We start from the raw sequence: 23721 nt of genomic DNA on the forward strand, positions 1-23721 counted from the left end.
GCGGTCTTCGCGCGCTCGGAGGCGAGGTCGACCCCCGCGGTGCGCACCGAAGAAGGGGTCAGGCGACCGGTGTCGCGGAGGCTGCGACCTGGTCGTCTTCGGTGGCGACGAGCTGCCCGCAGGCGCCGTCGATCTCCTTGCCGCGGGTGTCGCGGAGGGTCGTGGGGATGCCGGCGTCGTTCAGGCGCCGCACGAACTCGTTCTGCACGGGCACCTCCGACGCGGTCCAGATCGAACCGGGGGTGGGGTTCAACGGAATCGGGTTCACGTGCACCCACCCGCGACCGCGGGCGTTGAGCTTCTCTGCGAGGAGGTCGGCGCGCCAGGCGTGGTCGTTCATGTCCTTGATGAGCGCGTACTCGATCGAGACGCGGCGCCCGGTCTTGTCGAAGTAGTCGCGCGCGGCGTCGAGCGCCTCGTCGACCTTCCAGCGCGAGTTCACCGGGATGAGCTCGTCGCGCAGCACGTCGTCGGGCGCGTGCAGCGAGAGAGCGAACGTGACGGGGATGTCTTCGTTCGAGAGCTTGGTGATCGCGGGCACCAGGCCGACGGTCGAGACCGTGATGCCGCGCGCGCTCATGCCGAGGCCGTGGTCCTTGTCGACCATGACGCGAACGGCCTGCATGACCCGGGCGTAGTTCGCGAGCGGCTCGCCCATGCCCATGAAGACGATGTTCGAGACGCGATCGGCGGAGTGGTCGTCCTTCTTCTTGCCGCCGAGGCCGCCATCGGCGATGAGCCGATTGGCGCGCACGATCTGCTCGACGATCTCGGCCGCAGACATGTTGCGGGTGAGGCCGGCCTGACCCGTCGCGCAGAACGGGCAGTTCATGCCGCACCCGGCCTGCGACGAGACGCAGAGCGTGATGCGACCCGGGTAGCGCATGAGCACCGACTCGACGAGGGCGCCGTCGTGCAGCTTCCACAGGAACTTGATCGTGTCGCCGCGGTCGGTCTCGAGGCGCTTCACCTCGGTCAGCAACGGCGGCAGCATGCCGGCGACGAGGTCGTCACGACCGGCCGCGGGCAGGTCCGTCATGAGCGCGGGGTCGCTCGTGTAGTGCTGGAAGTAGTGCTTCTCGAGCTGCTTCGCGCGGAACCCCGGCATGCCGAGTTCCTTCACCTTCGCGACGCGCTCGTCGGCGGCCAGGTCGGCGAGGTGCACGGGCGGCTTGCCGCGCTTCGGGCTCGCGAACTGCAGCAGCGGACGACCGGTCTCGTCCTTCTTCTGCGACCAGCCCTCCGTCGCCGGGCGCACCTGGCGGGGCTTCGTGGTGCGCACGGGGGGTTGAGTCGTCATGGCTCCAGGGTACCGGCGAGCGCCTGCGAGCAGGCCGGGGGTGATCCAGCGATCGCTCGGCCTCGACGCGGTAGCCTCGCCAAGGCCGTGCCCGACGATCGTCGGCGGATGCCACAGCATCCCTCACCCCACCCGGAAAGCCCCACACCATGACGTCTCGCCGCATCGCATTCCTCGACGTCGACGGAACCCTCATCGACCACCAGCAGCGCCTGGCCCCCTCGGCCATCGAGGCGGTGCGCGGCGCCCGCGCACGCGGCCATCTCGTGTACCTGTGCACCGGTCGCGCCCGCGCAGAGATCCCCGACCACGTCGCGGCGATCGGTTTCGACGGGGTGATCTCGGCCGGCGGCGGCTTCACCGATCGCGGCGACGAGCACGTCGCGCGACACCTCATGCCGCCCGAAGACCTGGCCGAGCTCACCGCCTTCTTCGAGGCCCACGATGTCGAATACATCCTGCAGGCCTATGACGACATCTACCCGAGCCGCGGCATCCTCGCCCGCGTTCGGCCGATCTTCGATGGCGCCGAAGCGGGCGCCGATGACCCGGCGGCGGTCGCCGCGCTCGCCCGAGTCGAGAAACGCATGGCATACAAGGGGCCGGCGCCCGTCGACGCGATCGCCAAGGCGACGTTCGCCGGAACGCACCCCGACACGTTCTCGGTGGTGCGCGACGGCCTCGGCGCGCGCTTCCACGTGATCACCGGCACGATCCCCTACCTCGGAGGATCCGGCGGCGAGGTCAGCCTGCACGGCGTCACCAAGGGTTCGGCGATCGTCGAGCTCGTGACCCTGCTCGGGATGAGCCTCGACGACGCGATCGGCATCGGGGACAGCTACAACGACCTCGAGATGCTGCAGGTGTGCGGCGTCGGTATCGCGATGGGTAACGCCGACGACACCGTCAAGGGGTACGCCGACGAGGTCACCACCAGCGTCCACGACGACGGCGTGCACACCGCCTTCACCCGCCACGGCCTGATCTGACCCGCCCGCGGGACCCCTCGTCAGAGTCGATGGCCCGTCGCGCGCTCAGGGCGCGTCGCGCGCTGTCGCGATCGCGGCACGCGCCCGCCAGGTGCGGGCGGTCACGCGGTCGAGGGCGACCTGCCGCCGCAACGCGTCGGCCTTCTCGTACACCGACGGATCACCGAAGCTCGTGAGCACCTTCACCAGCACGGGCAGCAGTTCGATCATGAAGAACAGCCCGGCGATCAGCCAGTGAGCCCAGGCGAGCACCGGCTCGCGCTGCGAAAGTCTCTCGAGCGCTCCGATCTGACTGAGGATCCCCTGCGCCTGGGCATTGCCTCCCGCCACGGCGGCCGCGCGCTCGTCGTAGGCGGCGAGGGCTGCGTCGTATTGCGTTCGAGCGGTGACCAATTCGTCTTGGGCCCGCTGTTTGTTCGTCTCGGCCGACGCGGCCGCGGCGCTCGTCCCGGCCGCGTTCGCCGCGCTCAGGGTGGCGGTGGCCTGCTGCAGCTCAGCGGCGAGACCGTCGTACGACGCCTGCGCACCCGCTAGCTGCGCCTCGGCGGCCTCCGAGCTGGCGCCGTCTCCGCTCACACCCGTGCACCCGGGGACGGTACCCGCCCCCGCGCCCGTCAGCTCGCACTGGTACAGAGCACGGGCCTGGTCGATGACGGCCTGCTGCGCGGCGAGCTGGGCAGTGAGCTGATCGACGCTCTGCTGGGCGGCGGCCGCTTCGGCCGAGGTCGACGAGGTTCCCGCGACGATGCCCGTGGCGGCCTGGTCCTCCAACGCGCTCACCCGCGCGGATGCTGCGTCGAGCGCCTGCTTCTCAGGACCGCCGGCCACCGCCTCCTGGTCCGACAGCGCCTGCGAGACGTTGGTCGAGGTGACCTCGCGTGCGATGTCGTTCTGGAACACCTGCAGCACGAGCGGCTCGGCGACGACGATCCCGATGAGGGCGGCCATCACCACGCGGGGCACCGCAATCCCCAGCAACCTCCAGGGATTGCGGGTCGAGCGCATGCTCGAGGTGAGGAACCGGTCGAGGTTGAAGATGATCAGCGCCCAGACGATGGCGAGGGGCACGGCCAGCCACACCGAGATGCGCACCCCGGTGATGAGAGCGAACAGCATCGACAGCGCCGACACCAGAGCGGTGCCGGCCAGCACGAAGAACATCTGCACGAACCGCGGGGTCTCTTCCGGCACGTCGTCGAGCACTGCGCCGTCGGCGCCCCCGAGCACCGCCAGCCGGCGGCCCCACGGCATGCGCCGCCGACGAAGCGTCAACCGGCGGCGCACTTCGGGTGCGGGCCCGCCCTCAGTCGGAGGCGCCTCGGACTCGGGCGCCTCGGACTCGGGCTCCTCATCGACGACGACGGGCTCGGATCGATCGGCCTGCTCGTCGTAACGCCCGGGCGTCTCACGCACATCGCCGAGATATTGCGCCTCGCTATCGTCGTGCGCGGCGAACTCGATTCGACCGTCGGAGCCGTAGCGGCCCGGTCGATGGGCGGAGAAAGACATCCGTACAGAGTAAGAGCACGTTCCTGGGCGGTGCCCGGGGACCGCGAGACGTCATCCCCGATACGAGACTGCACCGCCGGGCGGAAGTCTCGTATCCAGGTTGACGTCTCGCGGTCTTGCCGGGGTGCCGGATCGGCCGGCGCGGTCAGTCGAGGAAGATGTCGGGGAACAGCGCCGAGTCGGGCGTACCCGGAACCGCCGCGTAGCGCGCGAAGTCGGTGACGCCGGCGGCTTCGAGCACGTCCTCGACGATCAGCGTCTGCCCGGTGCGCTCGCGCGCCGGGGCGGTCAGCACCTCGTAGGCCGCGTCGGCGTAGATCTCGGGCGTGCGGCTGGCGGCCATGATCCGGTCGCCGCCGAGAACGTTCTGCACCGCGGCGGTCGCGATCGTCGTGCGCGGCCAGAGGGTGTTCGCGGCGATCCCGGCCTCGGCGAACTCCGCCGCGATCCCGAGCGTGGCCATCGTCATGCCGAACTTCGCCAGGCTGTAGCCCGTGTGCGCGCCGAGCCACTTCGCGGTGACGTTCAGCGGCGGCGACAGCGACAGGATGTGCGGGTTCTCGGCGTCCCTGAGCACGGGGATCGCCGATCGCGACAGCAGGAACGTGCCGCGCACGTTGACCCCCTGCATGAGGTCGTACTTCTTCGTGGCGAGGTCGAGCGAGCCCGACAGGTCGATGACGCTCGCGTTGTTGACCACGATGTCGATACCGCCGAACTCGCCCTGGGTCTTCAGCACCGCCTCGGTGACGTCGTCGTCGTTGCGCACGTCGCCGACGATCGGCAGCGCTTGACCGCCCGCCTCGCGGATCGCCGCGGCCGCGGTGTGCACCGTGCCCTCGAGCTTCGGGTGGGGGGTGTCGGTCTTCGCGAGCATCGCGATGTTCGCGCCGTCGCGCGCGGCGCGCAGGGCGATGGCGAGGCCGATGCCGCGGCTCCCGCCCGACATGAGGATGGTCTTTCCTGCGAGGGATGTCATGGGTTTCTCCGGGTCAGCGCGGGGACGTGGCGGATGCTGCGGCGAACGCGCCGACGCGAGCGTGCGCGTCGGCGGTATCGAAGGCGGCGCCGATGGTGGCCGCCTCATCGTCGAGGTTCTCGGCGAAAGAGCGGCCGGCGCCGGTGCGGACGAGCCGCTTGGCCTGGCCGAACGCCCCCGTGGCACCGCTGAGCCAGGACCGCGCGACGGTCTCGGCCCGGGCGGCGAGGTCGGCCGTGGGAACGACCTCCGCCACGAGCCCCCACGCCTGCGCCTCGTGGGCGTCGAGCGTGCGGTCCTGCAGCAGCAGCTGGAGGGCGCGGCGCTGACCGATCGCGGCGGGCAGGAGCGTCGAGACTCCGAGGTCGGGGGTGAGGCCGATGTTGGCGTACTTGCTGACGAACTTCGCGCCGTCGGCGGCGACGATGTAGTCGGCCGCCAGCATGAGTCCCAGTCCGCCCCCGGCGACCGCCCCCTGAACGGCGGCGACGATGGGCACCGGGATCTCCGAGAAGATGCGGATGCCCTCGTGGATCACGCCGGCGGCCTCGGCCACCGCGGTGCCGTCGGCCCCCGACGTCGACATCGCGACGACGTCTCCTCCGGCGCAGAAGGCCGGCCCCGCAGCATCCAGGATCACCGCCCCGATCGCGGGGTCGACCGCGACGGCACGGGCGACGTCGCGCCAGCGCGCGCCCATCTCGAAGTCCATCGCGTTGAGCGACGCGGGCCGGTTGAAGGTGACGCGGGCAAGCCCCGCGTCGACGGAGAAGAGGATGCTGTCGGACACGGTCGCTCCTTTGTCGGGGTACGCGCGGGGCAGATCGCCGCGGCGTCGCCGAACCGTGTGGGCTCGCGGCGCTGCGGAGTTCGGCACCAGCCTAACGGGGCGCGCCGCGACCGCCGCGGGCGGTGTCGGGTCTACTTCGGCGCCATCCGGATCGCCCCGTCGAGGCGGATCGTCTCGCCGTTGAGGTAGCCGTTGTCGACGATCGCGAGCACGAGGCGGGCGTACTCGTCGGGTGCGCCGAGCCGGGCGGGGTAGGGCACTTGCTCCCCGAGCGAGTCCTGCGCCGCCTGCGGCAGCCCCTTCAGCATCGGCGTCTCCATGATGCCCGGGGCGATCGTCACGACGCGGATCGCGTGGCGGGCGAGCTCGCGCGCGATCGGCAGGGTCATGGCCGCGACACCACCCTTGCTCGCCGCGTACGCGGGCTGGCCGATCTGCCCGTCGAAGGCGGCGACGCTCGCCGTGGTGACGATGACGCCACGGTCGCCCGCAGCATCCGGGTCGTTGCGGCTCATCACGGCCGACGCCTGGGCGATGACGTTGTACGTGCCGACGAGGTTCACGCGCAGCACGCGCTCGAAGAGGTCGAGCGGCGTCGGGACGCCGTCGCGATCGAGCACCTTCGCCGGCGGCGCGATGCCCGCGCAGTTCACGAGCACCCTCAGCGGCCCCGCCTCCGCGGCGAGCGCCACGGCGGCGGCGATCTGCTCAGGGTCGGTGACGTCGGCCGGCACGAAACGCGCGCCGAGGTCGTCGGCGACCGAGGCCCCGGGAGAGGTGGGCAGGTCGACGAGGGTCACGTGCGCCCCGGATGCGGCGAGCCGCCGCGCGGTAGCGAGTCCGAGCCCGCTCGCCCCACCCGTGACGAGGGCTGCGGAACCGTCGATGTCCATGCGCCCACCCTAGCCACGGCGTGAGTTGCCGCAATCGGGGTCATCCGAGGGCTTCATCCCCCGGGTCGCGGCATCTCAACGGGCTCCACGGAGGTTGAGGCGACCAGAACTGCTCCGGCGCGGTGTGCACGGCCTCCGTGACCGCTCGGCGGAACCAGTTCAGGGCGGCACTCTCGTGGCTCGTCGTCCGCGCGAAGAGCCGCACCTGGATCGGCGCGAGGTCCACCGGCAGCGGTCGAACGGTGAGCGGCCACGTGGGCATCCAGTTCTGCGCCAGGCTCGACGGCACGACGGTGACCCATGGCCCCGCGTGGAGAAGACCGGGCAGGGCGGAGGTGTGCCCGACGGTCAGACTCGGGACGATGCCGAGCCCCGCCCGCTCCAACGCCGCGCCGACTCCCGGCGCTGCGGAGTCGCTGGAGGTCATGAGGTGCCGAGCGGAGAGGAACGCGTTCCGCGAGATCTGCGGACGGGCGGCGAGAGGATGCTCGCTCGACATGAGGAGCACGTAGCGCTCGGACTTGAGGATCGTTCCGACGAAGTCGCCCGGTGGCGGCGTCGACGCGATGGCGAGGTCGACGAAGCCTCGGGCGAGCCACTCGGTCAGGGCGCGAACGTCGAGCGGTACGACCTCGATCTCGACACCGGGCGCCTCCGCCGCGAGCGAGGACAGGATCGTCGGGAGGAATCCGACCTCGCCGAGCTCCGACAGCGCGAGCCGGAATCGGTACCGGGCAACGGCGGGGTCGAAGTCGCGCAGGCCCGCCAGAGCCGATTCGACCTGACTGAGAGCCCCGTGGAAGTCGGGGTAGAGCTGATGGGCGGCCGGCGTCGCGCGCAGGGCGCGCCCGTCTCGGCCGAACAGCTGATCGTCGACCTCCCGGCGCAGCCGCGTCAGAGATTGACTCACGGCCGACTGCGTCACGAAGAGACGCTCGGCGGCCGCGCTCACCGACCCCGTCTCATAGACGGCGACGAACACGCGGAGCAGGTTCAGGTCCATGCACGCACCGCCGATCCTCGGGTGGGAGCCTCCCGATATCAGTGAGGCTAATTCCACACATGACGAATGTTAAGTGTTGCGACTGGATCGACGGGCCCAGACTGGCGCTAGCCGTTGCGCAACGATGCCGACGGCCGACCACGTTCGATCAAGGAGGCTCGACAAATGGTTCATCGATCACGGAATCCGCGCCGGACGGCATTCGCCGTCCTCGGCGCCATCGCGACGCTCGCCGTGGCGGGGTGCTCGACCTCGGCAGGCACTCCCTCGGGCGGGGGCGATGATGCCGGCTCTCGCACGGTCAACGTCGCGGTGCTGCCGACCTCGAACATGGCGGCCGTCTACCTCGGCGAGGCGCAGGGGTTCTTCGAAGATGAAGGCCTCGAGCTGAACATGACCACGGTGGGTGGCGGGGCGGAGATGATCGCCGGGATGCAGGCCGGGTCGTTCGACTTCATCGTCGTCGGATACGTGCCCCTCTTCGCTGCAGCCTCGAACGGCCTGGATCTGCAGATCATCTCGGCCAACGACGTGGGCGGAGCCACCCCCGACGAGGAATGGCAGGCACTCGTCGTCGGCGCCGACTCGGATGCGCGATCCGCCGAGGACCTCGAGGGTGCGACCGTCGGCGTGAACGCCCTCAAGGGTGTCGCGGAGGCCACGATCCGCGCCTCGCTGCAGCAGCAAGGCGTCGACGACACGTCGGTGCAGTTCGTCGAGATCCCGTTCTCGGAGGTACCCGCCGCCCTGTCGAACGGGACCGTGGATGCTGCGTTCGGATCCGAACCGTTCATCACGGGCACCCTGGCGGACGGCGGGAGGATCGTCGACACCCCCTCGTACAACCTCGGCGCGAACTTCCCCAACGGCGCCTGGGCCACCTCATCGAGACTCGTCGCCGACGACCCCGACCTCGTGGATCGCTTCGAGCGGGCGGTCACCGCGTCGGTCGACTACGCCGCGGAGAACGAGGACGCCGTTCGGGAGATCCTCCCCGAGTTCACCGCCCTCACCCCCGAACTGGCCAACCAGATCCGCCTCCCGATCTTCCGATCCGGGCTCGATCGCGACCAGCTCGACACGCTCTCCCGAATCCTCGTCGATTTCGGCGTCATCGATCGGGAGCCCGATCTGGATCAGATGATCTCCGGGTGATCCGATGACCGTCTCCTCCCCTGTCCGCGCGCCGAGCGCCGCGTCGGCACGCGCGCTCGGCGTGCACGGCGGCGGACTCCTCCGCAGCGCGTGGCACGACGTAGGCTCGCTCGGCGGGGCCGTGGTCATCGTGCTCGTCCTGGAGCTCGTGACGAGGCTCGAGATCCTCCCCTCGCGCTACCTCCCGCCGCCGACGGTCGTCATCTCCCGCCTCCTCGCGCTGCTCACCGACGCCGTCGCGTGGCAGGCGATCGGCCTCACCTTCATCGCCTGGTTCTTCGGATTGCTCATCGCGACCGCCGTCTCGGTGCCCCTGGGCCTGCTGCTCGGCACGAACGAGCTGGCGTATCGAGCGACGCGACCCATCGTGGAGTTCCTTCGCCCGGTGCCCTCCGTCGCCCTCATCCCGGTGGTGTTCCTCGTCTTCCGGCCGGGCTCGCTCGAAGGCACCGTGTTCCTCGCGGCGTTCGCGGCGACGTGGCCGCTCCTGGTGCAGATGATCTACGGGGTGCGCGCGATCAACCCCGTCCAGATGGCCACGGCGCGCTCGTTCCAGATCGGAGCGGCTCGCCGGTTCACCCGAGTGATGATGCCGGCGGCGACCCCCTACCTGGCCACCGGGCTCAGGATCTCGTCGTCGGTCGCGCTGATCCTCGTCGTCACGGGTCAGATCATCATGGGAGCGCCCGGCATCGGCCTGCAGATCAACCGGGCGCGAGAAGGAGCGGACGTGCCGCTCATGTACGCGTACGTCATCATCGCCGGGGTGCTGGGGCTGATCCTCAACACCGTCTTCACCCGGCTCGAGCGGCGGGCGCTCCATTGGCACCCCTCGCAGCGAACGGGTGCGCGATGAAGCGGCCGGTCGTCTACGCCTCGGCGGAGATCCTCGTCCCCGTGCTCGTCGTGCTCCTCATCCTGTGGTTCACCAATACCGGGTCGAGCTTCTTCCTCCCCCCGCTGCAGGACGTGTTCGTCGCCTTCGCCGGCAACTGGCTGTTCGCCCTCGTTCCCACCGAGCTCCTGCCCAGCGTGTTCCGATTGCTGTCCGGGTACGTCATCGCGATCGTGATCGGCGTCGGAGCGGGCATCGTCATCGGAAAGAACCCGAGGATCCGCCGTCAAGCGGCGCCCGTGATCGAGTTCGCGCGTGCGATCCCGCCACCGGCCCTGCTGCCCTTCACCCTGATCGCCTTCGGCACGGGAGACGAGGCGAAGATCATCCTCATCGCCCTCGTGTGCGTCTGGCCCATCCTGCTCAACACCGTCGACGGGATCACCGGTGTGGACTCCACCCTGAAGGAGACCGGCGCCAGCTACCGCATCACGCGGTGGGACACCCTGCTGCACGTCGACCTGCGCGCGGCCAGCCCGCAGATCTTCGCCGGAATGCGGGCCGCCCTCCCCCTTGCCCTGATCATCATGGTGATCAGCGAGATGGTCGGCGCCACCAACGGGGTCGGATTCTTCATCATCCAGGCCCAGCGCACCTTCGCGATCGCCGACATGTGGTCGGGGATCATCCTGCTGGGCCTTCTCGGGTACCTGCTCAACCTGCTTTTCACCCTCGTAGAGCGACGCGCCCTCGCCTGGCATCACGGCGCTCGTGCCACCGTCCGCTGACTTACGGAGTCGTCACCATGCTCACTTTGAAGAACGTCTCACGACGCTACGGCGATGCCCGCACCGGGACGCTCGCGGTCAGCGATCTCAGTTTCGAGATCGGCTCGAACGAGGTCGTGACCATGGTCGGGCCATCGGGATGCGGCAAGACCACCGTGCTGAAACTGATGGCGGGTCTGTTGTCCCCGACCGACGGATCGATCGAGATCGACGGCCGGCCCGTCGTGCGCCCGCCCGAGGAGATCGCGCTCGTCTTCCAGGACTACGTCAACTCGCTCTATCCCTGGATGACGGTCGCGCAGAACGTCGAGTTCCCGCTCCGACGCAAAGCGCCTGAGCGCGCGATCCGTCGCGAACGCGTGAAGACAGCCATCGATTCGGTGGGGCTCGGCGGATTCGAGGACCACTACCCGTGGCAGCTGTCGGGCGGCATGCAGCAGCGGGTGGCGATCGCCCGCGGGCTCGCCTATCAGCCGAAGATGCTGCTGATGGACGAACCGTTCGGCGCGCTCGACGCGCAGACCCGAGCCGACCTGGAGGATCTCGTCCTGCGCGTGCGCGACACCTTCGGGGTCACCATCGTCTTCGTCACCCACGACATCGACGAGAGCGTCTACCTCGCCGACCGGGTGCTCGTCATGGGGCCACGACCCACCTTCATCGAAGCCGACCTCCCGGTCGTCCTGCCGTCGCCGCGGGATCAGATCGAGACGAAGGAACTCGCCGAGTTCGCCCGGGTGCGCGGAGACGTCTACCGGCGCATCCGACGGTCCAGCGAGGCGATGCGCACGGAAGCCACGCGGACGGTGACGGCATGAGCGGTATCGACACCCTCGAAACCACAGCGGCGACCGCCGAAGGAGAGGGCGAGCCGATGACGGTGGCGGAGGCCGTGGGTCGTGCGTTGGCCGAGCGAGGTGTCGCTCACGTGTTCGGCGTCGTCGGGAGCGGCAACTTCATGGTCACGCACGGTCTCGTCAGCTCGGGGGTACCGTTCACCGCCGCGCGGCACGAGATGGGCGCGGCGTGCATGGCCGATTCGTACTCGCGCCTCACCGACCGCGTCGCGGCGGTGAGCCTTCACCAGGGCTGCGGCTTGACCAACGCGATGACGGGCATCGGCGAGGCGACCAAATCGAACACACCCCTCCTCGTCGTCACGGGCGACACCGCCGTCGGACAGGAGCAGGGCAACTTCGTCATCGACCAGGACTCGCTCGTGGCAGCGGTCGGTGCGGTACCCCGCCGCATCCACTCGTCGGCGACGGCCGTGGCCGACGCGGTCGCCGCCTACGACATCGCCGTTCGCGACCGCACGACCGTCGTGCTCTCGCTCCCGGTCGACCTTCAGGCGGAGATCTGGCAGGAGCAGCCGGCGCCCGCCCCCGTACCTCGGGTGATCCCCGCGGGGGCCTCGGCCGAGGCTCTTGAGGAACTCGCCCGGATCCTCACCGCGGCACAGCGCCCGGTCATCCTGGGCGGGCGCGGCGCGCGGCAGGCCGCCGCCGAGCTCCGTGCGCTCGGGGAGCAGACCGGGGCGATCCTCGTTCCTTCCGCGGGTGCGCGCGGACTCTTCACCGGCGAGGAGTGGGCGCTCGACGTGATGGGCGGATTCGCCACGCCCGGGGCGCGCGAGCTGATCCAAGAGGCCGACGTGCTGGTGGCGTTCGGAGCCGCGCTCAATCAATGGACGGCGCACCACGGCACTCTCACCGCCCAGCCCACCCTCGTGCAGGTCGACGATCGACGCGAGGCGTTCGGGAAGCACCGCGGCGTATCGCTCGGAATCGTCGGCGACACGGCATCGGTCGCATCGGCCGTCACGGGCATGCTCGCGGCGCAGGAGGCCCCCCGGATCGGGCTCCGCACCCCCGAGACCCGGGCGCGTATCCGACGCATCCGTCACTGGGTCGACGACCTCCCGGCCGAGCGGCATTCCCCCGGCCACATCGGAGCGGGGGCCCTCACGGCGGCCCTCGACGCGATGCTGCCGATCGAGCGCGTCGTCGTTCCCGACGGAGGCAACGTCAACATGTACCCCGGCGCGTTCCTGCGCGTGCCCGACGAGCGCGGTTTCGTCATGCCGCTGTCGTTCCAGTCGATCGGCCTCGGACTCTCCAACGGCATCGGCGCCGCGATCGCCCGACCCGATCGGATGGCCGTGGTCGGAACCGGCGACGGCTCGTTCCTGATGGCCGCGGTGGAACTCGACACCGCTGTCAAAGCCGGCCTGGGCATGATCGTCGTCGTCTACAACGACGAGGCCTATGGCGCCGAGGTGCATCTCTTCGCCGATCATCCCGAGAAACAGGCCATCGTCCGCTTCCCTGAGACCGACATCGCCTCGATCGCGCGCGGATACGGATGCGCCGGCGTGACCGTGCGCTCGCTCGACGACCTCGCCGGGGTGCAGGCGTGGCTCGACGGCCCCCGCGACCGGCCACTCGTCGTCGACGCGAAGATCACCGGCGACGCGTCGCCGCTGATGCGCGAGAACCTCGCCCACTGACCCGGCCCGGCCCCCGCCCCGCATCCGCCCCGTTCCGCGTCCAGAATCCAGGAACAACAGCCCCTCGCGACCCGGTGCGAGGGGCGCAGGGGCCGTTTCTCCTGCATTCCGAACGCTGGCGGCCGGAGGCAGGATGAAGGAATGGGTCACGACGTCGATCGCTATCCTCCGCGACCCGGAAGACGCGGCGCCGACCATGAGCCGCTCGAAGCGCTGCCTGCGCTCGGCCGACCAGCATCCTGAACATCACTCCGACACTATCCAGATCCGATGGCGACCTGACGCGGTGAGGTGCCTCGACCGGGCGACGCGGGGCCCCGCACACGGCACCTCGAGGCGCACGCGCCGCGCGTCAGAGGCCGAAGATGGGACGCCAGGCCCCGGAACCCACCGAGATGACGACGGATGCTGCGGCGATGACGACCGCGATCGCGATGAGGGCGGCGTCCCTCCCGCGCAGGCGTGACGGGCGCGCCCAGGTGCGGGGTCCGGGGGCGCCGAAGCCGCGCGACTCCATGGCGGTGGCGAGCTTCGACCCGCGCCGGATCGCCAGGACCAGGAGCGCGAAGGTCTGTCCGAGCAACCGGCGCACCCGGCCGGCATCGGCGACCCCCCGCGCACGGCGGGCGAGGGCGAGCTCGCGCCAGTCCTCGATGAGCAGGCCGACGAGGCGCAGGCCCGCGAGTCCGCCGAGCACGAACCGCGCCGGCAGGCGCAGGATCTGGCCGAGGCCGTCGGCGAGATCGGTCGGGTCTGTCGTCGCGAACAGCACCACGCTCGGCACGGCGATGGCCAGGACGCGCAGCAGGATCGCGAGCGCCAGCGCGATCGAGCCGTCGCTGACGCGCAGCACGCCCCACTCGACGTACACGTCGCCGGCGGGCCGGCCGTAGAGCACGGTGGCGGTCGAGGCGACGACGGCGCCCGCCGCGATCGGCCAGAGCCGCAACCACAGGTCGCGGATCGGCAGACGCGCGAAAGGGAGGAGCACCAGGGTCGCGACCAGCGTGACCCCCGCCGAGACGGGGTCGATCGAGGCGAGCAGCGCGCCGGTGAGCACGAGTGTCGCGGCGAGCTTCGCCACGGGATTGAGGCGGGCGAGCGGTCCGTCCGCAGGACCGAGCGTCGTCAGACTCATGAGCGCCCCACCTCGAGCTCGGCGTCGGCGAGCGCGGCCACGAGCTCCCGGTCGTGGGTGACGAAGGCCACGGCCGTTCCGTCGGCGCGGAGGCCATCGAGCAGGCCCGCGATCTCGCGCCACGTGCGGGCATCCTGCCCGAACGTGGGCTCGTCGAGCACGAGCACGCGCGGGGCGGTGGCGATCGCCGCAGCCACGGTGAGGCGTCGCTTCTCACCGCCGGAGAGCGTGAACGGATTGACGTCGGCGAGCCGGGTCAACCGCAACCGCTCGAGCAACTCCTCCACCGTGCGCGCGATCTCGTCGGGATCGCGCCCGAGCGCACGCAGACCGACGGCGAGTTCATCGCGCACGCGGGTGGTGAGCAACTGATGCTCGGGCTCCTGGAACACCATGCCGATGCGCGTCAGCAGCTCGCGGGATCGCCAGCGCGAGGGCGTCGCCGTCAGCTCGCCCGCGAGCGCCGCTGTCGCGGCCAGGGCGCCGCCGGCCGGCGCGAGCAGACCCGCGACGGTCAGCGCCAGGGTGGACTTGCCCGCTCCATTGGGTCCGGTGACGGCGAGCGCTCGTCCGGCGGCGAGGTCGACCGAGATGCCGGATGCGACGACCGACGCCGCGCGCGCGGCGAACGCCCGACGACCCACCGACAGGTCGGATGCGGTCAGCAGGGTCTCGGATGCGGCGGACCTCGGCCGCCGATCGATCTCGACCGGGATGCCCGGTACCCACACGCCCGCTTCGGTCAGCGATCGGCCGTGCGCGGCGAAGACGGCACCGGGCGGGCCGTCGGCGACCACCCCGCCGCCGTCTCCGCCCTCGAGCACGATCACCCGGTCGACCGCGTCGGCCCACAGGGCGACTCGATGCTCGACGACGATGAGGGTCGCGCCGGTCGCCCGTGCCGCCGCCATGACGGCGTCGCGCACGAGCTCGGCGCCTTCGGGGTCGATGTTCGCCGTCGGCTCGTCGAAGAGCATGAGGCCGGGTCGCATCGCCAGGATCCCGGCCACGGCGAGGCGCTGCTTCTGCCCGCCGGACAGCCGGGACGTCGGGTGGTCGCGGCCGATTCCGAGACCCACGGCCTCGAGCGCGGCATCCACCCTCGACCAGATCTCCTCGCGTGCAACGCCGAGGTTCTCGCAGGCGAAGGCGACGTCGTCACCCGCCCGCGCGAGCACGACCTGAGCGTCGGGGTCTTGGAGCACCAGTCCCGCGCGACCGCGTGCGGCGGAGGGACCTGCACCGTCGAGCGTCAGCTCGCCGGTGCTCTCCCCGTCGTCGAGGTCGCCGAGCACGCCCGCGAGGCCCCGCAGCAGCGTGCTCTTGCCCGAGCCGCTCGCCCCGAGGAGCAGCACGCGCTCACCCGGGGCGATGTCGAGATCGAGCTCGCGCACGGCCCAGCGCCGGCGGCCGGCGTGACGCCACCCCCAGGAGCGGGCGTGGACGGCGGCAGGCGCCGATCTCACGCGGCGTCGGCTGCGGTGGTCTCGCGGGAGCGGTAGGCGCGGCCGGACGCGAAGCGGTCGAGCGCACCGGTCGCGGCGAGCGCCCGGGCCAGCACCCACGACACGAGACCGGCGATCACCACGCCGGAGACGATCGCCGAGACGAAGTAGACCGCCCGGGCCTCGAAGGCGAGCGCGGCGACCGAGGAGAACGTCGTGTCGAGCAGCGCCACGGCGAGACCGGCGAGGGCGCCCGAGAGCAGGGCGACGCCGATGCGCCAGTTGGCGTAGGCGAACAGGGCGAACGCGAGCTCGGCGCCAAGGCCCTGCACCACGCCCCAGATCAGGGTCGTGAAGCCCCACTGGGTGCCGATCGCCATGGAGACGACGGCGGCCACGATCTCGGTGTAGAGCGCGGCACCCGGCTTGCGGATGATCAGACCGCCGAGCACGCCGGCGAAGAGCCAGCCTCCGGCGAGGAGCCCCGACAGGCCGGGCGTGAACGCCAGCGCGGTGTCGAGCACCGGCCAGGCCTGGCCCCACAGCCAGAAGACCAGCCCGGCGGCGACACCGATGACGCTGGCCACGACGATGTCGACGACGCGCCACGAATAGCGGTGAGTCCCGGTGGATGGGGACGCGGAAGTGTGCATTCTCTCTCCTCCCTGCGCTGGCATGACCCAGATCAGGTTCGACGGTCGAAGCGTGGATCGCTTCCTCTCAGCCCGGCTCACCGGACTCCCGTGGTTCCAGGCGAGTATAGACCCGCCCGCGAGGTACGTTAGGCGCATGGGACCCGACGCCACCGCGCCGCCGTCGCGGCGTGCGTTGCGCACGAGCGCCACCGCGCCGCATCCGATCGTCGACGACGCCACGCAGACGCCCGTCGAGGCTGCCGGCGACGCCCCGCAGGCCGATCCTTCCGAGCCCGTGCTCGATGACGCGCCCGCCGAGGTCGTCGCGGCGCAGTCCTCCCGCTATCCCGCGCTGACCTGGGTCGACGAGAGCCGTGTCTCGTCGACCGCCGCCCCGGCCTCTCTCGCGGTCGACGCGGCGCCCGTGGCGACGGGCACCGACCTGCTCGCCGGCGCACCCCGACGTTCGATCTTCCGCCCCGGGGTGCTCGCGCCCGTCTTCGTGATCCTCGCCGTGACCGGCGCCTACGTCGCCACGACCCTGCTCTGGCCGCTCTACGCGGTCGCGCCGCAGATCGAGGCGGTCGCCGTGCAGCCGGTCGCCGCCGCCGCCGCGACCCCCGCGTGGCCGACCGAGGGTGGAGCCGCGATCACCGTCGCCGGAGCCGGGGGGATCCTCTCGTCGTCGTCGGAGGCCGAGTCGATCGCGAGCATCACCAAGGTCGTCACCGCGCTCGTCGTTCTCGACGAGATGCCGCTGGCCGCCGGCGAGGCCGGGCCTGATTTCGCGTTCACCGCGGCCGACCGCCGGCAGTACTGGGCCGACCGCGCCGCCGGCGAGTCGGCGCTCGACGTGCCGGTCGGCGGAACGCTGAGCGAGTATCAGATGCTCGAGGGTCTGCTGGTGGGTTCGGCGAACAACTACGCCGACCGCCTCGCGGGCAACCTCTACCCCTCCGACGCGGTCTTCGCGAGTGCGGCGCGATCGTGGCTCACGACCCACGGCATCTCGGGCATCACGATCGAAGACCCCTCGGGCATCGTCGCGGGCAACGCCGCCACCCCCGAGTCGCTCATCCCCCTCGCGATCAAGGCCCTCGAGAACCCCGTCATCGCCGAGATCGTCGCCAAGCCCGAGGTCGACCTGCCCGGCGCCGGCCGCGTCGAGAACACGAACGACCTGTTGGACGACCCGGGTGTGGTCGGGCTCAAGACCGGCACGCTCGACGCGTACAACCTGCTCGCCGCGAAAGACATCGCGATCGGCGACACCACCGTGCGCGTCTTCGGCTCGGTGCTCGGCCAGCCCGACCGGGCGACGCGGGATGCGGCGATGCGCAGCCTCTTCGCGCAGATCGAGACGGAGTTGCAGCCCGAGCCCTCGGTGCCCGCGGGCACCCGCGTCGGCACGATCGAGACGGCGTGGGGCGAGTCGGTCGACGTGGTGACCGCCGATGACGCGACCGTCGTGCTCTGGAACGGCGGCGCGGCCACCCCGGCCACCGATTTCTCGCTCGGCGACGCCGTCGACGAGGGCGCCGCCGTGGGGACGCTCGTGGTGACCGGCCCGCTCGACGCGGACTCCGTCGAGGTGCGCCTCTCCGGAGACATCGAACCCCCGTCGCCCTGGTGGCGTCTCACCCACCCGCTCGAGCTGCTCGGCCTCAGCGGCTGACGCGGGTTCCCGCCGGCATCGCGTCCAAAACGCAGGACGAACAGCCCCTCCGGGGACGCCAACGGGCCCCCGCCCGCCGTTGCTCCTGCGTTCCGTGCGGCTCAGACGTGTCGCACGCGCTGCTGCAGTCGGGTGCGGATGTCGAACAGCTCGGTGCCGCCGATATCGCGGGCGCCGGTGACGCCCTGCCGCAGCAGGGTCGACAGACCCGACTGCGACACCACGGCGACGGGCACGCCGCGCACCTTGCCGAGGTCGGTGACCGCGCCGAGCACGTCACCGTCGGGGAGCACCACGATCGCGCCGCTGAAGCGCACTCCGGCCCCGCGCGCGATCACGCGCTGCCGCGAGACGAGCTCGGTCACGGGGGCACCGGAGACGTGGGCGCCGACGATCTCGCCGCGACGGAAGCCGATCGGGCCGCCGAAGTCTTCCGAGAGCACCGCGTACAGGCCGCTCGGACCGAGCACGATGTGGTCGAGCTTGTCTTCCGGGTCGCCGTCGCGCGACGCGTCGACGTCGTGCCACACCGTGTAGCCCATGCCGAGATCGGCGACGATGCGGGCGGTCGCCTCCTCGGCCAGCGCGTCGGCGAGCATGCGGCGCAGCTCGTGCGGCGCCGATCGCACGAGCTGCGGATCGTACGGATCGGGCAGCTCGACCCCGCGGCCGACCCACTCGCGCACGAGTGTCAGGTAGCGCTCGCGCCGCCACCCGCCGGGCTGGCCGTGCGTGCGGGCGCGCGGCCGCGTGTCAGCGCGGGGAGCACTCGCCCGCGGCGCCGACCACTCGGGCGCCTGCGTGCCGCGACCGCGGTCGTACGACGCACGCGCATCGGGCGTTCCGATGAGTTCCCAGGCGCGCTGCACCTGCACGAAGACCGCGGCGTCGCCACCGGTGTCGGGGTGGGTCTGCCGCAGACGCAGACGGTAGGCGCGACGAAGGGCCTCGTCGTCGACGTCGGCGGTCACTCCGAGCACCTCGTACGCCGACGCGGACACCGGGCTGTCGAACACCTCACCCTCCTCTCCCGCGCGCACACGCAGCATCCGACAGGCTAACCCGACGCGGGTGTGCGGGGGCTGTCAGTCACGCCGACGGCGGTGGGCGTACGCGGCGGCGCTGCGGCTGGACAGCGCGAGCAGGATGAGGATGTCGAGCGCCAACGTCACCAGCGTGGTGCCCACCCGGATGTCCTGCCCCTGGGCCCACCACCCGGTGAACGCCGTCGAGATCGACAGCACCGCGAAGACCATCACGACCACGCGCGGGAAGTTGCGCCCGCGCAGGATCAGCAGCCCGAAGACGGCCTCGCCGAGCAGGAACCCGCCGCAGACGATGACGAAGATCACGAGCGTGACGCCGAGAAGCTCGGGGGTGATGTCGGTCGGATCGTCGTCGAAGACGCTCACCCACGACGACCAGTCGAGCGCGACGATCGTGATCCAGAAGAACCCCGCCGCGACACGCAACAGCACGAGAGCGGCCCCTGCGGTGGTCGAGATCGGCCGTTTCATCGACGGGTCGGCGCGCGGCCTCTCGAGGGCGGCGGGCAGTTCGAACGCCGCCCGCTTCTCGGGCGGGTGCTCTTCTCGACGACTCATGCCGCCACCCCCGTCTCGATCGCGCTGACGTCGATGATGGGCAGGTCGCCGTCGGTGCGGATGCTGTCGCCCCCGCCGTTGCGGGAGTGGTACCCGGTCGAGAAGTCGCGGATGACGTCGACCCTCACGCGGGGCTCCGCCGCCGTGAGGGAACCGACGATGTGGTCGCGCTCGATGTCGGTGTCGGCGTCGATGCGGTGGGTGACCTGGAGGGTGAACAGCGACAGGCCCACCGCCGTGTCGAACGTGCCCGCCGCGACCCACTCGACGCGATAGCCGCCAGGCAGCAGCCACCCGTCCGGGCATCGCCAGAAGCGCACGTGATGGCGTTGCGACGGATTGCCGGCGAACTCCTGCTGGTAGGCGAAGTCCTGCTGCCGCCCGAACAGGAAGAGCGGGCTCACCGGCGCCTCGTCGTAGCTGCGGCGCGTCACGGTGGACGTGATGATGCGCCACGACGACCGCAGGGTCACCGGGTCGGCCGGCCGCCACGAGGCCGTCACGAGCGCCGCCTCGATCTGCTCGCGCGTGCCCATGAACGCGAGGTTCACCGGGTCGCCGAGCAGTCCGTCGCTCGTGCGGGCGCGACCGATGAAGTAGTCGGGCACATAGACGGCCGTGAGGATGCGGTGCAGGCGCGGCAGCACGAGGTAGGCCAGCAGCCCCCAGAACGCGATCGCCATGGGAATGCCCCACCAGCCGACCGCGAAGGTCTCGGTGAAGCCCAGGTAGGCGAGCCAGACCGACGCGAGCCCCGCGAAGACGAAGAAGAACCAGTCGAGCGCGGCAGAGAAGGTGCGCGGACGTCGCTTCTTCGTCGTGGCCATCTCAACTCCAGAGCGGTGTGGTGGGTCGATGGGCGAACGCCTCGGCGAGCGCGGTCGGCGCGATCTCGTCGAGCGACGCCGGAGCCCACCGGGGCGAGCGGTCCTTGTCGATGAGCTGCGCGCGGATGCCCTCGAGCAGGTCGGGCTGGGTCGCGGCGAACCACAGCACGAGGCCGTATTCCTGCTCGAGCGCGGCTCGGAGGTGCGGCAGCGTGCGGGCGCGGCGGACGGCCTCGAGCGTCACCACCATCGCCGTGGGTGAGAGCTCTCCGAGCGTGTCGGCAGTGGCGGATGCTTCGGGCTCCGGCCGTGCGCGCAGACGATCGACGATCTCGCCCACGCTGTCGGCGGCGAACGCATCGTCGATCCACACCCGAGCGGCCTCGAGCGGGGACGGCGGCGGGGTCTCGTCGAAGAGCAGCACCATCTCGGCCGGGGTGGACGGATCGGCCCGCGTCTCGAGAGCGTCGCGCAGCGCGTCGAGGTTCTCGCTCGGCACGACGTGATCCGCGAAGCCGGCGTAGACGGCGTCTGCGCCGTTCATCGACGCGCCCGTCAGCGCGAGGTACTCGCCGAGACGGCCGGGCGCCCGGCCGAGCAACCAGCTGCCGCCGACGTCGGGGGTGAGGCCGATGCGGGTCTCGGGCATCGCGAGCACCGATCGCTCGGTGACGACGCGCACGGTCGCGTGCCCGGCCAGGCCGATGCCCCCGCCCATGGTGATGCCGTCGGCGATGACGACGATCGGGGTCGGGTACTCGGCGATGCGGGCGTTCAGGGCGTACTCGTCGCGGAAGAAGACGCCCGCGGCGTCCGCGTCGCCGGAGCGGATCTGGTCGGCGAGCCCGCGCACGTCGCCACCGGCGCAGAACCCTCGGTCACCGGCTCCGTCGAGCAGCACGATCCCGATGTCGGGCTCGTGCTCCCACTCGTCGAGGGCCGCTCGCAGACTCCTCACCATGCCGAGGTCGAGCGCGTTGAGCGCCCTGGGGCGATTCAGCGTGAGGCGCCCGAGCCCGCTCGCGGCTCGAGCGATCACACGGGGTTCGGTCGCAGCATCCACTCCGTCACGGTAGCGCGCCCGGCGCGGCACGGTCTGAGACGCAAGGAAATGCGGGATCGGGGGGTGTTTCCGCCAAGATGGAAGGAACGCACGCATGAACGGGAGGTTTCGGCATGCCAGACGGACAGGTGCTGGAATTCTCCGGGCTGGTCAAACGCTTCGGCCCGGTCACCGCGGTCGACGGCCTCACGGCACGCGTCGAGCCGGGTCTGGTGACCGGGTTCCTCGGGCCGAACGGGGCCGGCAAGACGACGTCGCTGCGGATGCTGCTCGGACTCGTCCGCCCCACGGAGGGCACCGCCACGATCGGCGGGCGCACCTACGACAAGCTCGACCGACCGCTGCAGAGCGTGGGCGCCGCGCTCGAAGCATCCAGCTTCCACCCCGGGCGCACGGCCGCGAACCACCTCAGGGTCTACGCCGATGCCGGGGGCATCCCCCGCGCCCGTATCGACGAGGTGCTCGGTCTCGTCGGGCTCTCCGATGTCGGCGGACGCAAAGTGGGCGGCTACTCGCTCGGCATGCGTCAGCGGCTCGGACTCGCCTCGGCGCTGCTCGGCGACCCCGGCGTGCTCGTGCTCGACGAGCCCACGAACGGACTCGACCCCGAGGGGATCCGGTGGATGCGGGGACTGCTGCGCACCCTCGCCGGCGAGGGTCGCACCGTGCTCATCTCGTCGCACCTGCTCGCCGAGGTGCAGCAGACCGTCGACGCGCTTCTCATCATCGCCTCGGGAAAGCTCGTCTTCCAGGGCGGCATCGAAGACCTCGCCGAGCGCAGCGAGCACGCGACGATCGTCGACGCCCCCGACCGCGCGGCCCTCATCGCCGCGATCGAGGCCGCCGGACTGGAGTACGCGGTGCTGCGCAACGGCCTGACCGTGCACCGGGTCGAACCGGTGGAGGTCGGCGCGATCGCCGGCGCGGCCGGCGTCGTGCTGTCGAGCCTGCAACGCCGCGGGGCCGGGCTCGAAGAGATCTTCCTCGACCTCGTCAACGGCGTCGTCGTCGCGCCCCCGGCCGATGCTGCGCCGAGCCCCGCGCCTCCCGCGGTCGAGCCTCAGCCGGCCCCTGAGCCCGAGCCTTCTCCTGAGCCTGAGCCCGAGCCGGAGGCGGTTCTCGAGCCTGAGCCGGAGGCGGTTCCTGAGCCGGAGGCGGTTCCTGAGCCCGTCGAAGGGACCACCCCGACGGACGCTTCCACACGCACTGCCACCGACTCCCCCGAGCCGTCGACCGCGGCCTTCACCGTCGCCGCCACCGGCGTGATCGACACCGTGCCGCCCGCCGAGAGCGACCCCGCCGAGGAGGAGCAGCGATGAGTCTCGCAACCGCAACCCGCTCCGAGCTGACCAAGCAGTTCACCACCTCCATCTGGTGGATCCTCGCCCTGGTGCTCGCCGTCTACGTCGCCGTCGTGGCGGCCGGTTTCGGGTGGGCCCTCGCCGCGGTCGCCACCGGTGCCCTCCCCGGCAGCACCGGCCCCGCTCTCGCGCTCGACACCCTCCCGCCGGTGATCTACAGCGTCGCCACCTCGTTCGGCTACGTCTTCCCGCTGCTCATCGGCACCCTGATGGTCACGGCGGAGTTCCGGCACAAGACGCTCACCCCCTCGTTCCTCGCCACCCCGCGCCGCGGCACGGTGCTCGCGGGCAAGGTCGTGGTCGCGCTCGCGATCGGCGCTCTCTACGGAGTGATCGGAACGATCGCCGCCGTCGGTCCGGGCGCGCTCGTGCTCGCCGCATCCGACGTTCCGACCCTGCTCGGAGAGAGCGACACCTGGGCCATGCTCGCCCGCATGGTGCTGGCATTCGCGCTGTGGTCCCTCGTGGGTCTCGGCGTCGGAACCGTGGTGCGCAACCAGGTCGTGGCCATCGTGCTCGTGCTGGCGTTCACCCAGTTCATCGAACCGATCGCCCGGGTCGCGGGCGCGTTCGTCGAGGGGATCGAGCCGATCGCCCGTCTACTCCCCGGCGCCGCGGGCGACGCTCTCGTGGGCAGCAGCGCCCTGTCGGTCGCGGCGGCGAGTGCCTCCGAACCGCTCGAATGGTGGGTCGGCGGTCTCGTGCTGCTCGGCTACGCGGTCGTGTTCCTGGTCATCGGGCAGTTCACGACCTGGCGTCGCGACATCGACTGACCCGGATCAGCCCCGCCGGCGGGGCTTCTTCTTCGCGATCGCCGCGACATCTTCGGGTTCGCCGTCGACCTCCAGACGCAGAGCCTGGAGAAGTGAGGCGCCGTGCTGCGTCGTGAGGATCAGCCGCTCGAACTCGTCGTGCCCTTCGAGGTCGATGACGACGCTCGATCGGCGCCGTCGGATGAGCACCAGGTCGTTACCCCCGGCCGACTTCCACGTTCCCATCGCGATCGCGACGGGCAGGTAGATGCCGGGGTTCGGCACACCGCGCAACCACGTCCACGCGTCGTCGGTGAGCTGGGCGCGCACGATCGTCTCGCGCGGCACACGCAGGTTGCCGCGGCGAAACGTCATCGCCTTCTCGGTCGGCGACAGCACGACCTCGAGCTGTGTCGAATCGAGCAGAAGCGAGACCATGCCTCCATCCTGCCAGCGGTCGACGCCTCCTTC

23 protein-coding genes and 1 riboswitch are annotated in these 23721 nt (G+C 71.1%); of the genes, 9 read left to right on the forward strand and 14 right to left on the reverse strand.

The window, feature by feature from the left end; all coding sequences use genetic code 11:
* Positions 1-58 precede the first annotated feature (58 nt).
* Positions 59-1300, reverse strand: coding sequence for a dual-specificity RNA methyltransferase RlmN (gene rlmN, locus ABTU82_RS07255; RefSeq protein ID WP_407172632.1), 1242 nt, complete (start codon positions 1298-1300; stop codon positions 59-61).
* A gap of 149 nt (positions 1301-1449) precedes the next feature.
* Between rlmN and ABTU82_RS07260 the strand changes: the two genes are divergently transcribed.
* A complete protein-coding gene (locus ABTU82_RS07260; RefSeq protein WP_407172633.1) occupies positions 1450-2289 on the forward strand; it encodes an HAD family hydrolase in 840 nt (279 codons plus the stop codon).
* A 45-nt stretch (positions 2290-2334) separates the two neighbouring features.
* Here ABTU82_RS07260 and ABTU82_RS07265 read toward each other — a convergent pair whose 3' ends face one another.
* The 5 genes from ABTU82_RS07265 to ABTU82_RS07285 form a co-directional block, all read right to left on the reverse strand.
* Positions 2335-3798, reverse strand: a complete 1464-nt coding sequence (locus ABTU82_RS07265) for a DUF4407 domain-containing protein (RefSeq protein WP_407172635.1) — start codon at positions 3796-3798, stop codon at positions 2335-2337.
* Between the two features lie 145 nt (positions 3799-3943).
* The gene (locus tag ABTU82_RS07270) at positions 3944-4777 is read right to left on the reverse strand and encodes an SDR family oxidoreductase (RefSeq protein WP_407172637.1); all 834 of its coding nucleotides are present in this window, start codon (positions 4775-4777) and stop codon (positions 3944-3946) included.
* A gap of 13 nt (positions 4778-4790) precedes the next feature.
* Positions 4791-5567: an enoyl-CoA hydratase/isomerase family protein gene (locus tag ABTU82_RS07275; protein ID WP_407172638.1), complete on the reverse strand. Its 777-nt coding sequence runs from the start codon at positions 5565-5567 to the stop codon at positions 4791-4793.
* Positions 5568-5698: 131 nt separating this feature from the next.
* Positions 5699-6460, reverse strand: a complete 762-nt coding sequence (locus ABTU82_RS07280) for an SDR family NAD(P)-dependent oxidoreductase (protein ID WP_407172639.1) — start codon at positions 6458-6460, stop codon at positions 5699-5701.
* A 40-nt stretch (positions 6461-6500) separates the two neighbouring features.
* On the reverse strand, positions 6501-7463 hold the full coding sequence (locus tag ABTU82_RS07285; protein ID WP_407172640.1) for a LysR family transcriptional regulator: 963 nt from the start codon (positions 7461-7463) through the stop codon (positions 6501-6503).
* 165 nt (positions 7464-7628) lie between these two features.
* On the opposite strand from ABTU82_RS07285, the gene ABTU82_RS07290 reads away from it, so the two are divergent.
* Genes ABTU82_RS07290 through ABTU82_RS07310 form a run of 5 tightly spaced genes read left to right on the forward strand, consistent with a single transcriptional unit; the run spans position 7629 to position 12750 of the window.
* A complete protein-coding gene (locus ABTU82_RS07290; RefSeq protein ID WP_116648095.1) occupies positions 7629-8618 on the forward strand; it encodes an ABC transporter substrate-binding protein in 990 nt (329 codons plus the stop codon).
* Positions 8619-8622: 4 nt separating this feature from the next.
* Positions 8623-9474, forward strand: a complete 852-nt coding sequence (locus ABTU82_RS07295; protein ID WP_407172643.1) for an ABC transporter permease — start codon at positions 8623-8625, stop codon at positions 9472-9474.
* Positions 9471-10241 carry an ABC transporter permease gene (locus ABTU82_RS07300; protein WP_407172644.1) on the forward strand — a complete coding sequence of 257 codons (771 nt, stop codon included), beginning with the start codon at positions 9471-9473 and terminating at the stop codon, positions 10239-10241. Before ABTU82_RS07295 ends, ABTU82_RS07300 begins: the two co-directional genes overlap by 4 nt.
* Positions 10242-10258: 17 nt before the next feature.
* Positions 10259-11059, forward strand: coding sequence for an ABC transporter ATP-binding protein (locus tag ABTU82_RS07305; RefSeq protein WP_407172646.1), 801 nt, complete (start codon positions 10259-10261; stop codon positions 11057-11059).
* The gene (locus ABTU82_RS07310) at positions 11056-12750 is read left to right on the forward strand and encodes a thiamine pyrophosphate-binding protein (RefSeq protein WP_407172648.1); all 1695 of its coding nucleotides are present in this window, start codon (positions 11056-11058) and stop codon (positions 12748-12750) included. Before ABTU82_RS07305 ends, ABTU82_RS07310 begins: the two co-directional genes overlap by 4 nt.
* A 352-nt stretch (positions 12751-13102) precedes the next feature.
* Here the strand turns inward: ABTU82_RS07310 and ABTU82_RS07315 are convergent, their stop codons facing one another.
* From ABTU82_RS07315 to ABTU82_RS07325, 3 genes are all read right to left on the reverse strand, one after another.
* The gene (locus ABTU82_RS07315; RefSeq protein WP_116648100.1) at positions 13103-13888 is read right to left on the reverse strand and encodes an energy-coupling factor transporter transmembrane component T family protein; all 786 of its coding nucleotides are present in this window, start codon (positions 13886-13888) and stop codon (positions 13103-13105) included.
* The gene (locus ABTU82_RS07320; protein ID WP_407172650.1) at positions 13885-15354 is read right to left on the reverse strand and encodes an ABC transporter ATP-binding protein; all 1470 of its coding nucleotides are present in this window, start codon (positions 15352-15354) and stop codon (positions 13885-13887) included. Before ABTU82_RS07320 ends, ABTU82_RS07315 begins: the two co-directional genes overlap by 4 nt.
* Entirely contained in the window at positions 15351-15986 is a 636-nt protein-coding gene (locus ABTU82_RS07325) for an ECF transporter S component (protein WP_407172652.1), read from the reverse strand. The genes ABTU82_RS07320 and ABTU82_RS07325 overlap by 4 nt, the downstream gene beginning before the upstream one ends.
* Positions 15979-16088, reverse strand: a riboswitch (TPP riboswitch). (Overlaps the previous gene by 8 nt.)
* A gap of 34 nt (positions 16089-16122) precedes the next feature.
* On the opposite strand from ABTU82_RS07325, the gene ABTU82_RS07330 reads away from it, so the two are divergent.
* Positions 16123-17643, forward strand: coding sequence for a D-alanyl-D-alanine carboxypeptidase family protein (locus ABTU82_RS07330; RefSeq protein WP_407172653.1), 1521 nt, complete (start codon positions 16123-16125; stop codon positions 17641-17643).
* Between the two features lie 101 nt (positions 17644-17744).
* Here ABTU82_RS07330 and ABTU82_RS07335 read toward each other — a convergent pair whose 3' ends face one another.
* From ABTU82_RS07335 to ABTU82_RS07350, 4 genes are all read right to left on the reverse strand, one after another.
* Positions 17745-18659 (reverse strand): DnaJ domain-containing protein, encoded by a 915-nt coding sequence (locus ABTU82_RS07335; protein ID WP_407173301.1) that lies wholly within the window; start codon positions 18657-18659, stop codon positions 17745-17747.
* A 69-nt stretch (positions 18660-18728) separates the two neighbouring features.
* A complete protein-coding gene (locus ABTU82_RS07340; RefSeq protein ID WP_116648104.1) occupies positions 18729-19247 on the reverse strand; it encodes a hypothetical protein in 519 nt (172 codons plus the stop codon).
* Positions 19244-20074 (reverse strand): LssY C-terminal domain-containing protein, encoded by an 831-nt coding sequence (locus ABTU82_RS07345; protein ID WP_116648105.1) that lies wholly within the window; start codon positions 20072-20074, stop codon positions 19244-19246. The genes ABTU82_RS07340 and ABTU82_RS07345 overlap by 4 nt, the downstream gene beginning before the upstream one ends.
* Before the next feature lies 1 nt (position 20075).
* Positions 20076-21137, reverse strand: a complete 1062-nt coding sequence (locus tag ABTU82_RS07350) for an enoyl-CoA hydratase/isomerase family protein (RefSeq protein ID WP_407172654.1) — start codon at positions 21135-21137, stop codon at positions 20076-20078.
* A gap of 113 nt (positions 21138-21250) precedes the next feature.
* Between ABTU82_RS07350 and ABTU82_RS07355 the strand changes: the two genes are divergently transcribed.
* Together ABTU82_RS07355 and ABTU82_RS07360 are read left to right on the forward strand one after the other, a co-directional pair.
* On the forward strand, positions 21251-22456 hold the full coding sequence (locus ABTU82_RS07355) for an ABC transporter ATP-binding protein (protein ID WP_407172655.1): 1206 nt from the start codon (positions 21251-21253) through the stop codon (positions 22454-22456).
* On the forward strand, positions 22453-23271 hold the full coding sequence (locus tag ABTU82_RS07360; protein WP_407172657.1) for an ABC-2 transporter permease: 819 nt from the start codon (positions 22453-22455) through the stop codon (positions 23269-23271). Before ABTU82_RS07355 ends, ABTU82_RS07360 begins: the two co-directional genes overlap by 4 nt.
* A gap of 6 nt (positions 23272-23277) precedes the next feature.
* Here the strand turns inward: ABTU82_RS07360 and ABTU82_RS07365 are convergent, their stop codons facing one another.
* Positions 23278-23688, reverse strand: a complete 411-nt coding sequence (locus tag ABTU82_RS07365) for a hypothetical protein (protein WP_116648109.1) — start codon at positions 23686-23688, stop codon at positions 23278-23280.
* Positions 23689-23721 lie beyond the last annotated feature (33 nt).

The organism is Microbacterium deferens (genome assembly GCF_045517775.1).
Lineage (GTDB): Bacteria > Actinomycetota > Actinomycetes > Actinomycetales > Microbacteriaceae > Microbacterium.